The following is a 14,627-nucleotide window of genomic DNA, read 5'->3' on the forward strand; positions in this document are numbered from 1 at the left end:
TCCGCGCCGACTGACCCCGCCCGGCCCTGTCGTCGACGCCGTGTCCCGCCGGGTGCCCGCTTAGGATCGAACGCGTGGATCAACGCGCGCTCTCCCGCCTCGCCGCCCCCGCCCTCGCCGCCCTGATCGCCCTCACCGCGGGCTGTACGGGCGACACCGTGCAGGGGCGGCCGGGTGCGTCCGGGGTCCGCGATCCGTACTTCCCCAAGGCCGGCAACGGCGGCTACCAGGTGGACCACTACGACCTCGACCTGGCCTACGACCCGGCCGACAAGCAGCTCCACGGCACGGCCGTGATCACGGCCCGCGCGAAGCAGGGGCTCAGCTCCTTCAACCTCGATTTCGCGGGCCTGCGCGTCGAGGACGTCACCGTTCAGGGCGCGGCGGCCCGGTTCAACCGGTCGGGGACCGAGCTGACGGTGCGCCCGCCCGAGGACCTGGAGAAGGGCGAGGTCTTCCGTACCGAGATCGACTACACGGGTACGCCGAAGCCCGTCACCGACCCGGACGGCTCCGAGGAGGGCTGGATCACCACCGCGGACGGGTCCGTCGCGGTGGGGGAACCGGTCGGTTCGATGGGCTGGTTCCCCGGCAACCACCACCCGAGCGACAAGGCGACCTACGACATCAGGCTGACCGTCCCGAACGGCTACGAGGCCGTGTCCAACGGCGAGCTGCGCTCCCGCACCGCGGTCGGCGACGGCCAGACCGAGTTCGCCTGGCACAACGCGGAGCCGATGGCGAGCTACCTGGCGACCGCCGCCATCGGGAAGTTCAAGGTGTCCACCGGCCGCACGCCCTCCGGCATCGGCGTCTACAACGCCGTGTCCCCGGACGAGGCGCCGGCCAGTGCGGCCGCGCTGGCCCGGATCCCCGAGGTCGTGGAGTGGGGCAGCGGCAAGTTCGGGCCGTACCCCTTCGGCACGGTGGGGACGATCGTGGTGCCGGACGGGACCCTCACCTACGCGCTGGAGACGCAGACCAAACCCGTCTACTCGGGCGCTCCCGACGAGGTGCTGATCGTGCACGAGCTCGCGCACCAGTGGTTCGGCGACTCGGTGTCGCCGAAGTCCTGGAAGGACATGTGGCTCAACGAGGGCTTCGCCACCTACGCCGAGTGGATGTGGGCCGAGGAGCACGGCGGGCTCAGCGCGGAGAAACGGTTCGACGCGTTCCTCGCCGGCGACACGAAGGTCGATCCGGACGCCGGCTCCGACTGGGGCGCCTTCCCGCCGGCCGACCCGCCGGGCCCGGAGGACATCTCCGAGGCGCCCGTGTACGCGCGCGGCGCGATGGTGCTGCACCGGATCCGCCAGGAGGTCGGGGACGAGAAGTTCGCCGCGCTGCTGCGCGGTTGGGCCGTGGAGCACCGGCACGGCAACGCGAGCACGGCCGACTTCACCGCCTACGCGGAGAAGAAGACGGGGCACGACCTCACGGAGGTCTGGGACGTGTGGCTGTACGGCGAGGACCGCCCCGAGGCATAGCCCGTCGCCTCCCGTCACCGGCCCCGCCCCGCCCCGAGGCCTGACCGACGCCCCGAGGCCTGACCGGCGGGCCGAGGGCCGACCGGCGGGCCGCGCGTTCGGGGCGGCGGCTCAGAGGGCCTTGCGCAGGACGGTGCAGGGGCGCCCGAGTTCCCGGTCGGCGGCCTGACGCAGGGGCACGTACCCCTGGGCGCGCCAGAAGGCGAGGGCGCCCGGGTTGTTGTCGAGCACGGCGATGCGCAGACCCGCGCGCCCCGCGGTACGGAAGCGGTCCGCGACGAGGCCGGCGAGGGTGCCGCCGTGTCCTGCGCGGTGCGCGGTCGCGTCGATGAGGAGGAGACCGATCCAGGGGTCCGGGTCGGTGGAGTCCGGGTCGCCCGGGGAGGGCCCGTCCCGGTGCGCGAGCGTGGCGGCCAGTCCGACGAGACGGCCGGCGGAGCGGGCCATCAGTACCTCGGCGCCCTCGTGGGAGAGTTCGCCGGCGAGGGCCTCGGCGACCTGTTCCACCGTGATGCGGGCCGGGTCGGGGAAGTCGCCGCTGAGCTCGAAGAACGCGCGGTTGGTCGCGTAGAGCGTGGCGATCTCGGTGAGGACCGGGCCGGGGAGGGCGCCGTCGACGGGAACGAGCGGGTGCAGGATCACCGGGCGAACGGTAGCGAAGCCCCCTCCCCGGACGGGGGGGAGGGGGCTTCGCCGGCGGCGGGGCCGCGGAGATCAGACGTTGACGCCGAAGTCCTGGGCGATGCCGGTCAGGCCGGAGGCGTACCCCTGGCCGACCGCGCGGAACTTCCACTCGGCGCCGCTGCGGTAGAGCTCACCGAAGACCATGGCGGTCTCGGTCGCCGCGTCCTCGGAGAGGTCGTAGCGGGCGATCTCGGCGCCGCCGGCCTGGTTCACGACGCGGATGTACGCGTTGCGGACCTGGCCGAAGTTCTGGCTGCGGGCCTCGGCGTCGTAGATGGAGACGGGGAAGACGATCTTGTCGACATCGGCCGGCAGGCCGGCGAGGTTGACGTTGATGGCCTCGTCGTCGCCCGAACCCTCACCGGTGCGGTTGTCACCGGTGTGGACGATGGTCTGGTCCGGGGTGGACTTGTTGTTGAAGAAAACGAAGTGACCGTCGGAGACGACCTTGCCCGTCGGGTTGACGGCGATGGCGGAGGCGTCCAGGTCGAAGTCGACACCGGTCGTCGTACGGACGTCCCAGCCGAGGCCGACCGTGACGGCACTGAGGCCCGGGGCCTCCTTGGTGAGCGAGACGTTGCCGCCCTTGGACAGGCTTACTGCCATTTTGACTGGTGTCCCTTCGTCGTCACATGACCGCGAGATGTGGCCAAGTTACCGCTGCCCTTCATAACGCGGGGAGGGGGTCCGTAGGTTCCAGGGCCCCCTTCCCGGCGAAAAATGGGTGACGGGGCCGGGCGGGGGCGGGATCATTGGGGACATGCCTGGTCCCTATGTCATTCGTGGTTCGGTCGTGTTGCCCGAGGGGGAGCTCGGCTGGCGGTTCTCGCGTTCCTCCGGGCCGGGGGGTCAGCACGTCAACACCTCGGACTCGCGGGTCGAGCTGCTGTTCGACGTGGCGGCGACCAAGGCGCTGCCGGACGTGTGGAAGGAACGCGCGCTGGAGCGGCTCGCCTCGCGGCTGGTGGACGGGGTGGTGACGGTGCGGGCGTCCGAGCACCGCTCGCAGTTCCGGAACCGCGAGATGGCGCTCGTGCGCCTGGCCGCGCTGCTGGCGGAGGCGACGGCGCCGCCGCCGAAGGCCCGGCGGGCCACGAAGATCCCCCGGGGCATCAACGAGCGGCGGCTGCGGGAGAAGAAGGCCCGGGGCGAGACGAAGCGCGGGCGGACCGCGCGGGACTGGTAGCGACCGTCGGGGCTCCGCCCCGCATCCCGCGCCCGGGACCCCGAATCCCCGCGCCCCGCCCCCGGATTCCCGCCTCAGCCCGCCAGGTGGCGGTAGCGGCCGCGGAAGTGGGCCAGCGGCGGCGCGTCCGGGTTCGGCAGGGTGGTCGTGAGGACGCGGGCGAGGACCAGGGTGTGGTCGCCGGCCTCGACGCGTGACTCGGTACGGCATTCCAGGGTGGCCAGGGCGCCGGTGAGCAGCAGGGCGCCGGAGACGGCGCCGCGGACCTGGGGCAGGCCCTCGAAGAGCAGGCGGTCGCTGATCCGGCCCTTCATCGCGAACCTGCCCGCCACCTGGAGCTGGCCGTCGGCCAGGATCGAGGCCCCCCAGAGCGGCTGCTCGGCCATCAGGTCGTCCATGCGGGAGCCCTCGCGCAGGCTCACCAGGACCATCGGGGGATCCAGGGAGACGGACATGAAGGCGGTCGCCGTCATGCCGACGTCCTCGCCGCGCGGGCCGTCCGTCGTCAGGGCGGGTTCGTGTGCGGTGATCAGGCACACGCCCGCCGTGAGCCGGGACATGGCGGCGCGGAACTCGTCGTTGCTCACCCCCTCAGGATGCGGGGTCGGGAACGGGGCGGGAGGTACGGGAGTCGTGTTCGGCACGCCTGGAACGCTAGTCTCACCGTCTCGCCGCACACATCGGGCGCAAGTCCGAGCCGCGTCCCGGCCCCTTGGCCTAGGCCATCACCCCTCGTTTGCCCTCGGAAATGTGGGGGAGCGCTCCCAGCGGACGTACGGCCTGAAGGGTGTCGGGAAGACCCCGTTATTCATCTCATGTGACTTGAGTCACAGAGGGCAAGATTTGTTGACCCTGTGTACCTGCCGCACAGCTCACTGTGATTCAGTGGACGGGACACCGCAACGAAACGCCGATGACAAACCTGGAGTTGCTGTCGAGGTCTCGGGGAGAGCGAGCAATGGAGACCGAGTCGGAGCCGTACGTCCGTCTTGCGACCCTGCGGCAGCTGCATCGGGTGGTGGCCGAACTCAATACGGCCCGGAGCCTCGCGGACACCCTGCAGACCGTCGTGGACGGCATCGTCGTGGGCCTCGGCTACGAACTCGCCTGTGTCAACCTCGTACGCCCTGACGGGGATCTCGTCGTTGCCGCCTTCGCCGGCGACCCCGCCGCCGAGGCGCTGATCACGGGTCGCGTCGGATCCCGCCCCGCCTGGGACCGCCGGCTGACGATGGGTGAGAACTGGGACGGGCTCCGCTTCATCCCGCACACCGAGGGCTGGGTCCTGATGGAGGACGACGTCCCCCAGTGGCACACCGACGGCCCCGATCCGCGCTTCGAGGACGAGTGGCACCCCGAGGACCGGCTCTATGCCCCCATGTATGCGTCCGGCGGGGAACTTCTGGGTGTCATTTCGGTGGACAGACCGCGCAACGGGCGTCGCCCGGGCGCGTGGGGGCGCGAGGCGCTCCAGATGTACGCCTTCCAGGCGGCGATTGCGATCAGCAACGCACGCCTTCGCGCGAACATGCAAAGGGCCCTCGTCCGGCTCGAAAGGGAGCAGCAGGCGCTCCGCGCCAGCGAGGAGTCGTTCCGCCAGGCCTTCGAGTACGCGCCCAGCGGAATGGCCATCGCCGAGATGGGCGGCGACCAGCACGGTCGGCTGCTGCGCACCAACGACGCGCTGTGCCGGCTGCTGGGCCGGCCGGCTTCCGTGCTGCGCCGGTACTCCTTCTCCGACCTCGTGCACCCCGAGGACATCGGCACCCTGCTGCGGACCTCCGCCGAGGGCGGGCGGGCCGAGCTGAGGCTGGGCCGGCGCGACGGTACGTACGTGTGGGTGTCGCTGCGCAACTCCGTGGTGGCCGACGCGGCCGACGGGCCCCGCTTCCTGCTCACGCACGTCGAGGACATCGAGGAGCGAAAGCGCCACGAGCTACAGCTCGCGCACCGGGCCAGCCACGATTCGCTGACCGGCCTGCCGAACAGTGCCGAGCTGCGCTCCCGCCTGGGGGCGCGGCTCTGTCGCAGGCCCCAGTCCGTGCGCGCCACGGCCGTGGAGGCGCTGGACGCGGCCTTCGAGGGGCGGCCCGAGGGGGGTGGTGCCGTCGAGCACGGCTTTCAACCCGACGTCCCGCACGGATTCGCGGCGCCCGACCCGTTCGAGTTCCCGGGCGCCGCGGTGGGCGGGGCGACGGCCGCCGGCGAGGCGGGGCCGTACGACCACCACGTGCACGCGGTGGCGCCCGACCCGGAGATCGACGACGGAACGAAGGGCCTGGCCGTCCTCTTCTGTGACCTGGACGGATTCAAGTCGATCAACGACCGGTTCGGGCACCACACGGGTGACGCGGTCCTGATCGAGGTCGCCCGGCGGCTGACGACGTGCGTCAGGGACGGTGACACCGTCGCTCGGCTGGGTGGTGACGAGTTCGTCGTCCTCGCGGACGGGCTGGGGGCGGCCGACGCCGCCGACCTGGCCGTCCGGCTGCGCAACGCGATCATTCCGCCGATCAGGGTGGACGGCCGGGCGGTCCGCGTCGGAGCGAGTTTCGGCATCGGCTGGGCCGGCTGTGGGATGTCCGCGGACGAGGTGCTCCGCTCCGCCGACCAGCGGATGTACATCGAGAAGAGGTCCCGTTCCAAGGCGCACCGCAGGGCCGGCTGAGCCGATCGGCCGCCCGTGGGTGCACGTGTTCGGGGTAGGCTCCCGTGGGTCGAAAGGAGTGACCTGCGATGACGACGCCCGCGAACAACGGCCCGAACAGTGGGGCGAACAAGCCCGAGGACGACGATCCGTTCGGCTACCTCTACGCGGACGGCCAGGCCGCCGGAGCCACCCCGCCCACGTCGGGCGGTGGGTACGGCTACCCCGGCCCGACGGGCGGGGGCCAGGCCGGAGCGCAGCCCGGTGTCCCCCGGACCTCGTACAACCAGGTGCGTACGGTCGGCGACCGGTCGTCCCGCGGCCAGCGCGGTGCCGTCCCGTACCAGCAGGCCCCGCAGTCCTACGAGGCCCAGTACCAGGCCCCCGAGGCGCTCCAGGCGGGCGGCTACGGGGTTCCGCCGCAGCACCAGTCCGCACAGCAGACCCAGGTGGTCACGGCTCCGGGCGGGCACGGCGGGCACGGTGGCGGTGGCGGTGGCGGCGGCTCCAGCCGTCGCGGGCTGCTGATCGCGGCGGTCGCGGTGGTCGGCGCGGTCGTGATCGGCATCAGCGCGGCGCTCGTCTTCGGCAACGAAGGCAACAAGAAGGGCAAGGACGACAAGGGCCAGGCGGCCGGTCAGTCCCAGCAGCCGGCTTCCCCGAAGGAGTCGACGAAGCCCGAACCGAGCGGCTCCCCGGAGGCCTCGCAGGCGCCGCTGCCGAAGGGCGACGCGGCGGGCGCCGGCATGTTCCTGTCGGGCGGGGCGAAGTTGCAGAGCGCCGTGCCCGGGTCGAAGAGCACCGGCGGCCAGTACGTGGGTGAGTTCAACCACCAGGGCGCCGCGCTGACGTGGACGGTCGACCTGCCCGAGGACGGCAAGTACACGCTCTTCGTGAACTACGGGGTGCCGGGCAAGGACGCGAAGGCGACCCTGACGATCAACGGGCAGAGCCCCAACCAGAGCCTGAACCTGGCGAACTTCGCCAAGGCGTCCGAGGGCGCCTGGGACAAGGGGTGGACGACCACCTTCGCCTGGATAAACCTGAAGAAGGGCACGAACACGATGAAGATCTCGTGTGAGGCCGGGGACAAGTGCGAGACGATCTTCGACCAGCTCAACCTGGGCCGGGGACACATCAGGCGCTGACCGGGCGCGGTACCCGCGACGGAAGGGCCGAACGCACGGGCCGAACGAAACGGGCGGGGCGCACCACGCGAGTGGCGCGCCCCGCCCGTTCGTCTTCCGGCCCCGCGTCGGATCCTCAGGTCCGGCGTCCGACGCGGCGGTTGTGGGGGCGCGCGCCCCGGTGGGTGTCCGGCGGGCCGGTCGGGGCGGCGCCCGTGACGGCGACGGTGTCGCGGAACTCCTCGTAGGTGCGCGCGTCGAACTCGCCCGCCGCCGGTGCGTGGACGGTGGCCGCCGAGAGGGCGACGGCGCGGGTCAGCCGCTCCGGCCAGTCCAGTCCCTCCGCCAGGCCCGACAGCAGGCCGGCGACCACGGAGTCGCCGGCCCCGGTGGGGTTGCCGCTGAGCACGCGGGGCGGGGTCGCGCGCCAGGTGCCGTCGGCGGTGTCGGCGAGGAGGCCGCCAGGTCCGAGCGAGGTGACCACGGCGTGGGCGCCGCGCCGGCGGGCGTCGCGGGTGGCGGGCAGCGGGTCGCGGGAGCCGGTGAGTTCGGCGAGTTCGGCCGCGTTCGGTTTGATCATCTCGGGGCGGGCGGCGACGCCCCGGCGCAGGGCCTCGCCGCCGGTGTCGAGCAGGACGGGGACCCCGGCGGCGCGGGCCGTCCGTATGAGCAGCGCGTAGGAGCCGACCGGTACGCCGGGCGGCAGGCTGCCGCACAGGGCGACCGCCCGGGCGCCGGCGAGGAGTTCGCCGTAGCGGGACAGGAACCCGGTCCACTCGGCGGGGGTGATGTGCGGGCCCGGTTCGTTGAACTGCGTGGTGTCGCCCGAGGCTTCGTCGACGACGGCCAGGGTGCGGCGGGTGTCGCCGGCGCAGGGGACCAGGGCGTCCACCACGCCGGGCGAGTCCGCGAGCAGGTCGCGCAGGACCGTGCCCACCGGCCCGCCCGCGAAGCCGGTGGCGGTGACCTCGTGGCCGAGGGCCGCGAGGACGCGGGCCACGTTGAGGCCCTTGCCGCCGGGGCGTTCGCAGGCGCCGGTGACCCGGTGCGAGGTGTGCGGGTGCAGTCGCGGCACCCGGTAGGTGACGTCGAGTGCGGTGTTGAGCGTCACGGTGAGGATCATGGCAGGCCCCGGTCTCGGTGGATGCCGGGATCATGCCAAACGGAAGGCGGCCCGCCCAGTCCCGCCGGCCGACCGCCCCGTTCCCGCCGCCGATCCGGCGCTCAGGAAACCGGGCTGACGATCCATTCGCCGCGCCGCATGACTCCCTTGACCTCGAACTCCGCGTCCAGGACGACCAGATCGGCGTACTTGCCGGCTTCCAGCGAGCCGACCTCGTCGTACAGGCCGAGGAGCTTCGCCGGGTTCGCGGAGATCGCCTGGACGACGGACTCGACGGGGAGCTTGTCCACGGTCACCGACCGCTTGAAGGCGGTGTCCAGGGTCAGGGTGGAACCGGCGATGGAGCCGCCTTCGACGAGGCGGGCCACGCCCTCCTTGACCTCGACCTCCAGCGGTCCGAGGTGGTAGGTGCCGTCGCCGAACCCGGCCGCGTCCATCGCGTCGGTGATCAGCGCGACGCGGTGGGCGCCCGCGTGGTGGAAGGCCAGTTCCAGCATGGCGGGGTGCAGGTGCGTGCCGTCGTTGATCAGCTCGACGGTGACCCGCTCGTCCTCCAGCAGCGCCGCGATCGGGCCGGGGGAGCGGTGTTCCAGACCGGGCATGGCGTTGTAGAGGTGGGTGGCCACGGTCGCGCCCGCGTCGATGGCCTGGCGCGTCTGCTCGTACGTGGAATCGGTGTGGCCGATCGCCGCGATGACCCCGTGCTCGGCCAACAGCCGTACGGAGTCCAGCCCGCCCGGCAGCTCGGTGGCCAAGGTGAACATCCGGGCGGCCCCGTGCGAGGCGTCGATCAGCTTGCGGACCTCGGCCGGGTCGGGATCGCGGAGCAGGTCCTCCTTGTGCGCTCCCTTGCGGCAGGGGTTGATGAACGGCCCCTCGAAGTGGATGCCCGCGATCTCGCCCTGCTGCGTCAGTTCGGCGAGCAGGCCCGCGCGCCGGGCCAACTCGTCGAGGTCCCCGGTGACCGTGGAGGCGATCACCGTCGTGGTGCCGTGCTCGCGGTGGGTGCGTACCCCCCGGAGGACCTCTTCGGCGGTGCCGGAGGTGAAGGAGGCGCCGCCCCCGCCGTGATTGTGCATGTCCACGAAGCCCGGGACGATCCAGTGTCCGGTCAGGTCCACGACGCGGGTGTCCTCGCGGGCGCTGCCCGCGACGCGCTCGCCGTCGACGATGACGCGACCGCCCGCCACGATCCCGGTGGGCAGCACCACCTTGGCGCCGGAGAGAACAGTGCTGTGCGCGCTTCCGGACATCAGGCAGGTACCTCCGTGGCGAGTAGGTCCCAGGCGAGCAGCCCTGCGCCCAGGCATCCGGCGGTGTCCCCGAGGGCCGCCGGAACGATCTCGGGCAGCCGCTGGAACGTCACGCGCTCCTCCACGGCCGTCCGAAGTGGTGTGAACAAGGTTTCCCCCGCCTCGGCGAGCCCGCCACCGATGATCAGCGTGCGGGGGTCCAGCAGGGTGATCGCGGTGACCAGGCCGTCGGCGAGAGCGCCGATGGCGGCCTGCCACACCGCCCGGGCGCGTGCGTCGCCGGAGGCGACGGCCTTGGCGCAGTCGGCCGCGTCGGCTTCGGGGTCGCCGGAGGCGGCGGCCCAGGCGCGGCTGACGGCGGAGGCGGAGGCGAGGGTCTCCAGGCAGCCGTGTTGGCCGCAGCCGCAGGCGGGTCCGCCGGGGCGGACCACGATGTGACCGATCTCGCCGGCGTAGCCGTGCGCGCCGGCCTCGATGCGGCCGGCGATGCCGATGGCGCCGGCGATGCCGGTGCCGAGGGGGACGAAGAGGAACCGGTCCGCGCCCCGCCCCGCCCCGATGCGGCCCTCCGCGAGTCCGCCCGTGCGCACGTCGTGGCCGAGGGCCACGGGGATGCCGCCGAGGCGTCTGCCGAGGAGTGCGCGCATGGGTACGTCGCGCCAGCCCAGGTTCGCCGCGTAGACGGCGATCCCGTTCTCGGCGTCGACGATGCCGGGCACGGCCACGCCGGCGGCCGAGGCGGCCGTGGAGTAGCGGGCGCGGCCCAGGTCGAGGAGTTCGCAGGCGAAGTCCAGGATCGTCTCGACGACGGCCTCGGGGCCCCGCTCGCGGCCGGTGGCGCGGCGTGCCTCGTGCAGCAGGGTGCCGTCCTCGGCGACGAGGGCGGCCTTCATCCCGGTGCCGCCCACATCGAGGGCGATGACGTGTTTCACGGGTTTCACAGAGACAGTCTCGCGCGCTTGGGAGGCAAAGGTCTAGTCCAATGGGGAGGATTGTTGAGCGGCCATACAAAATCGGGACCCTGGTCCGGCAACAGTCCGGACACGGTCCGGGCCCGGGGCGCTCCAGGATGTGGACGCGTCGCCAAAGTGGTGTAGACCTTACGTCGAATCGTACGTACAACAAGGGGTGGATCGAGAACTGTGAAGGGCCGTTACCTGAGCCTGGCCGCGACCGGGGCCGCGCTGTGCCTGACCACGACGCTGACCGGTTGCGGATCCGTGTCGGCGCTCACCGGGGACAACGAGGTGACCCTCCGGGTCGTGGCGGCCGACTACGGCGACAATCCGCAGAACTCCTCGACCGGCTACTGGAAGGGCCTCGCCGAGAAGTTCCAGAAGGACCACCCGGGCGTCAAGGTCGAGGTCAGCGTCTACTCCTGGACCGAGGTCGACGCGAAGGTCGCCGAGATGGTCAAGGCGAACAAGGCCCCCGACATCGCCCAGATCGGCGCTTACGCCGACTACGCCGAGGCGGACAAGCTCTACACCGCCGACGAGCTGCTCTCCGTGCAGACCGAGGCCGACTTCCTCGCCCCGCTCGCCGACGCCGGCAAGCACAAGCGCACCCAGTACGGCCTGCCCTTCGTGGCCAGCACCCGACTGCTCTTCTACAACGAGAAGATGCTCACGGACGCGGGCGTGCTGGCGAAGGACGCCAAGGGCGGCTGGCAGCCGAAGAGCTGGGCGGAGCTGGAGGCGGCCGCCAAGAAGCTCAAGGGCAACGGCGTCCCCACCCCCTTCGCGCTGCCGCTCGGCCGCGAGGAGGCCCAGGCGGAGACGATGAACTGGCTCCTCGCGGGCGGAGGCGGCTACACCGACAACGAGGAGAACTACTCGATCGACTCCGCGGAGAACGTCAAGACGCTGGAGTTCCTGCGCGACAAGCTGGTCGGCCAGGGCCTGACCGGCTCCGTCGAGCCGGGCAAGTACGACCGCCAGGGCGCCTTCGACGCCTTCACCCGGGGCGAGGTCGGCATGCTCAACGGCCACCCCACGCTGATCAAGCAGGCCACCGCGAAGGGCCTCAAGTTCGGCATGGTGCCCATGCCCACGGTCGACGGCACCGAGCACTCCGCCATGGGCGTCGCCGACTGGGTGATGGCCTTCAAGAACGGCCACAAGAAGGAGTCCGGGCAGTTCCTCGACTTCCTGTACGAGGCCGACAACGTGACCTCCTTCACCAACCAGTACGGCCTGCTGCCCGTCACCACCAGCGGCTTCCGGGCCATGCAGAACGCCACTGGCGGCTCCGCCCCGCAGCTGAAGACCTTCCTGGCGGCCCTGCCCACCTCGAAGCTGTACCCGGTCGGCAAGAAGTCCTGGGCGGGCGTCAGCGAGGACGTGAAGAAGAACATCGGCTCGACCGTCAAGCCCGGCGGCAACCCCGAGAAGGTCCTCGGCGAGATCGCCCAGTCCGCGCGGAAGGCGGACGGGGACCAGTGACGCCCGCGCCGCACCGCCCCGGGGCCGCCGGGGCGGTGTCGGTGGCCGGCGTTAATCTGGCCGTATGACGGACGACGGGCGGTTGACGGCCACCGAGGCCGCCGTGCTCGCGTACGAGGGACGTACCTGGTCGGGGCCCGGCGCCAAGGAGCGGGCCATCCGCGAAGGACTGGGCATGCCCCCCGTCCGGTACTACCAGCTGCTCAACGCCCTGATGGACGATCCGCGGGCACTGGAGCACGCCCCCGGCACGGTCAACCGACTCCGCAGGATCCGCGAAGCGCAGCGGGCCCGGCGATAGCCGTCCCACGACCGGACCGTTAGGGTCGTCCCCATGGGGAGCCACCCGCACGATCTGCCGATGCCCGTGCCCGCCACAGCCGCCGGACGCGAGGGGCTCGAAGCCCTGCTCCGCGCACCGCGCCGGTCCGTCGTCGCCCTCGACTTCGACGGCACCCTCGCCGACATCGTTCCCGACCCCGACCAGGCCCGCGCGCACCCGGACGCCGTACCGGCGCTGGCCGCGCTCGCCCCCGAGGTGGCCGCCGTCGCCGTCGTCACCGGCAGGCCCGCCGGGGTCGCCGTCCGCTACGGCGGGTTCGCCGGCGTCCCCGGACTGGAGCACCTGGTGGTGCTCGGGCACTACGGGGCCGAGCGGTGGGACGCCGTCACCGGCATCGTGCACGCGCCCGCCGAACACCCCGGGGTGGCGGCCGTACGCGCCGAACTCCCGGGCTTCCTGGAGTCCATCGGGGCCTGGCGCGGCACCTGGATCGAGGAGAAGGGCCAGGCGCTGGCCGTCCACACCCGCAGGGCCGCCGACCCGGAAGCGGCCTTCGCCGCGCTCCGCGAGCCCCTCGCCGACCTCGCGGCCCGACACGGGCTGATGGTCGAGCCGGGCCGGGCCGTGCTGGAGCTGCGACCGCCCGGCATGGACAAGGGCGTCGCCCTCACCGAGTACCTCGCGGAGGTGGGCGCCGAGGCGGTGCTCTACGCCGGGGACGACCTCGGGGACCTCGCCGCCTACGCCGCCGTCGAGAAGCGCCGCGCCGACGGACTGCCCGGGCTGCTCGTCGCCAGCGGCTCCGAGGTGCCCGAACTCGCCTCCCGCGCCGACCTCGTCCTCCCCGGCCCCGGACAGGTCGCCGCCCTCCTCGCGACGCTGGCCGCGACCCTGCGCGCCTGACGACCCCGGCGGCCGCCGCCCGCTCACGCGTCCCGCAGGGTGTCCAACTGGGCGCGGAACCAGCGGGCCGGGGGAAGGGCCGTCGCGGCGGCGGCCAGCCGCTTGGTGCGCTCCGTCCGCTCCGACCTCGGCATCGTCAGCGCCAGGTGCAGCGCCTGCGCCGTCTGCGTCACGTCGAACGGATTGACCGTCAGCGCGTCGTCGCCCAGCTCCCCGAACGCCCCCGCACCCGTGGACAGGACCAGGGCGACGCCCCGCTCCGAGACCACCGGGATCTCCTTCGCCACCAGGTTCATGCCGTCCCGCACCGGGTTGACCAGCGCGACGTCCGCCAGCCGGTAGGCCGCCAGGGAACGCGCGAAGTCGTCCTCCACCGACACCAGCACCGGCGTCCAGTCCTCCGTGCCGAACTCCGCGTTGATCTCCGCGGCGAGCTCCGCGACCGCCTCCGTGTACGACCGGTACACCGCGAGGTCCTGCCGCGAGGGGTACGCCGACGCCAGGTGCACCACCTTGCCCACCCACTCGGGGCGGGTGGCGAGCAGCTCCCGGTAGGCCAGCAGACCGCGCAGGATGTTCTTCGACAGCTCCGTGCGGTCCACCCGCACGATCGTCTTGAGGTCGCCGACCTCCGCGCGCAGCGCCGCCAGCTTCGCGTCCACCTCCGGGCGGTGGGCCAGCGCCCGCAGCTCCTCGCCGTCCACGCCCAGCCCGAAGACCGCCACCTCGGTGCTCCGCTGCGGCCAGATCGAGTACCGGCGGTGCTCGACCCTCGTGCCGTGCACCTGTGCCCTGCCCCACGCGTCGTCCAGCTCCATGGACCCCAGGAACGCCGCCGCCCACTCCTGGGTGTGGAAGCCGAGCAGGTCCGCGCCGAGCATGCCCCAGGACAGTTCCTCGACCACGTACTGCGGGAGGATCCGCAGGGAGTCCGGCGAGGCCCACGGGGTGTGCGTGAAGTGCGCGATCCGCAGGTCCGGCCGCAGGACCCGCAGCATGCCCGGCACCAGCGCCAGGTGGTAGTCCTGCACCAGCACCGACGCGCCCTCGCCGGCCTCCTCCGCGAGCGCCTCCGCGAAGGCCCGGTTGTAGGCGCCGTACGACTCCCAGAGCCGCCGGAACTCGGCGTCGAAGGCCGGCTCGCGCGGGATGTCGTACAGGTGGTGGTGGGTGAACCAGAGCACCGAGTTCGCGATGCCGTTGTACGCGTCGTCGTACACCGCCGGATCGATGTCCAGCATCCGGACCCCGGGCTCGGACACGCCCCGACGCACCGCCTCCCGGTCCGCGTCCGACAGCGCCGCGCAGATCCACACCGTCTCCGGCTGCTCCGCGAGGGCGGCGGAGAGCCCGGAGACCAGACCGCCCCCGCCGCGCCGGGTGTCGAGGGTGCCGTCGTCGGCGAGGGAGTACGAGAGCGGGCCGCGATTCGCGGCGACGAGTACCTGAGAAGCCATGCGCCGAACCTAGCCCGACCGGAACCCGCTCAA

14 protein-coding genes are annotated in these 14,627 nt (G+C 72.4%); 7 read left to right on the forward strand and 7 right to left on the reverse strand.

Going from position 1 to position 14,627, the window contains the following annotated elements; genetic code table 11:
• Positions 1-74 precede the first annotated feature (74 nt).
• Positions 75-1,487 carry a M1 family metallopeptidase gene (locus OHA84_RS20275; protein ID WP_266970393.1) on the forward strand — a complete coding sequence of 471 codons (1,413 nt, stop codon included), beginning with the start codon at positions 75-77 and terminating at the stop codon, positions 1,485-1,487.
• Between the two features lie 111 nt (positions 1,488-1,598).
• Here the strand turns inward: OHA84_RS20275 and OHA84_RS20280 are convergent, their stop codons facing one another.
• Together OHA84_RS20280 and OHA84_RS20285 are read right to left on the reverse strand one after the other, a co-directional pair.
• Positions 1,599-2,129: a GNAT family N-acetyltransferase gene (locus tag OHA84_RS20280; RefSeq protein ID WP_053681148.1), complete on the reverse strand. Its 531-nt coding sequence runs from the start codon at positions 2,127-2,129 to the stop codon at positions 1,599-1,601.
• A gap of 72 nt (positions 2,130-2,201) precedes the next feature.
• Positions 2,202-2,777: a TerD family protein gene (locus OHA84_RS20285; RefSeq protein WP_053681146.1), complete on the reverse strand. Its 576-nt coding sequence runs from the start codon at positions 2,775-2,777 to the stop codon at positions 2,202-2,204.
• Positions 2,778-2,931: 154 nt separating this feature from the next.
• Here OHA84_RS20285 and arfB point away from each other — a divergent pair, with 154 nt between their 5' ends.
• A complete protein-coding gene (arfB, locus tag OHA84_RS20290) occupies positions 2,932-3,357 on the forward strand; it encodes an alternative ribosome rescue aminoacyl-tRNA hydrolase ArfB (protein ID WP_053681144.1) in 426 nt (141 codons plus the stop codon).
• Positions 3,358-3,431: 74 nt separating this feature from the next.
• On the opposite strand, the gene OHA84_RS20295 is transcribed toward arfB, so the two are convergent.
• On the reverse strand, positions 3,432-4,001 hold the full coding sequence (locus OHA84_RS20295; protein WP_266970389.1) for a flavin reductase family protein: 570 nt from the start codon (positions 3,999-4,001) through the stop codon (positions 3,432-3,434).
• Between the two features lie 314 nt (positions 4,002-4,315).
• On the opposite strand from OHA84_RS20295, the gene cdgB reads away from it, so the two are divergent.
• A complete protein-coding gene (cdgB, locus tag OHA84_RS20300) occupies positions 4,316-6,025 on the forward strand; it encodes a diguanylate cyclase CdgB (RefSeq protein ID WP_053681140.1) in 1,710 nt (569 codons plus the stop codon).
• A gap of 68 nt (positions 6,026-6,093) precedes the next feature.
• Positions 6,094-7,152 (forward strand): CBM35 domain-containing protein, encoded by a 1,059-nt coding sequence (locus OHA84_RS20305; RefSeq protein ID WP_266970387.1) that lies wholly within the window; start codon positions 6,094-6,096, stop codon positions 7,150-7,152.
• A gap of 115 nt (positions 7,153-7,267) precedes the next feature.
• Here the strand turns inward: OHA84_RS20305 and OHA84_RS20310 are convergent, their stop codons facing one another.
• The 3 genes from OHA84_RS20310 to OHA84_RS20320 form a co-directional block, all read right to left on the reverse strand.
• Positions 7,268-8,254 carry a 1-phosphofructokinase family hexose kinase gene (locus OHA84_RS20310; protein WP_266948934.1) on the reverse strand — a complete coding sequence of 329 codons (987 nt, stop codon included), beginning with the start codon at positions 8,252-8,254 and terminating at the stop codon, positions 7,268-7,270.
• 101 nt (positions 8,255-8,355) lie between these two features.
• The gene (nagA, locus tag OHA84_RS20315) at positions 8,356-9,507 is read right to left on the reverse strand and encodes an N-acetylglucosamine-6-phosphate deacetylase (RefSeq protein ID WP_053681136.1); all 1,152 of its coding nucleotides are present in this window, start codon (positions 9,505-9,507) and stop codon (positions 8,356-8,358) included.
• Complete coding sequence (locus OHA84_RS20320) at positions 9,507-10,439, reverse strand: ROK family protein (RefSeq protein WP_053681134.1); 933 nt, start codon at positions 10,437-10,439, stop codon at positions 9,507-9,509. The genes nagA and OHA84_RS20320 overlap by 1 nt, the downstream gene beginning before the upstream one ends.
• A 210-nt stretch (positions 10,440-10,649) precedes the next feature.
• On the opposite strand from OHA84_RS20320, the gene OHA84_RS20325 reads away from it, so the two are divergent.
• The 3 genes from OHA84_RS20325 (at position 10,650) to otsB (ending at position 13,137) form a co-directional block, all read left to right on the forward strand.
• The gene (locus tag OHA84_RS20325; RefSeq protein WP_053681132.1) at positions 10,650-11,951 is read left to right on the forward strand and encodes an extracellular solute-binding protein; all 1,302 of its coding nucleotides are present in this window, start codon (positions 10,650-10,652) and stop codon (positions 11,949-11,951) included.
• Positions 11,952-12,015: 64 nt separating this feature from the next.
• A complete protein-coding gene (locus OHA84_RS20330; protein WP_053681130.1) occupies positions 12,016-12,252 on the forward strand; it encodes a DUF3263 domain-containing protein in 237 nt (78 codons plus the stop codon).
• 33 nt (positions 12,253-12,285) lie between these two features.
• Positions 12,286-13,137, forward strand: coding sequence for a trehalose-phosphatase (gene otsB, locus OHA84_RS20335; protein WP_053681128.1), 852 nt, complete (start codon positions 12,286-12,288; stop codon positions 13,135-13,137).
• A 23-nt stretch (positions 13,138-13,160) separates the two neighbouring features.
• Here otsB and OHA84_RS20340 read toward each other — a convergent pair whose 3' ends face one another.
• On the reverse strand, positions 13,161-14,594 hold the full coding sequence (locus tag OHA84_RS20340) for a trehalose-6-phosphate synthase (RefSeq protein ID WP_053681127.1): 1,434 nt from the start codon (positions 14,592-14,594) through the stop codon (positions 13,161-13,163).
• Between the last annotated feature and the right edge of the window lie 33 nt (positions 14,595-14,627).

It is taken from the genome of Streptomyces sp. NBC_00513 (assembly GCF_041431415.1).
Classification (GTDB): domain Bacteria; phylum Actinomycetota; class Actinomycetes; order Streptomycetales; family Streptomycetaceae; genus Streptomyces.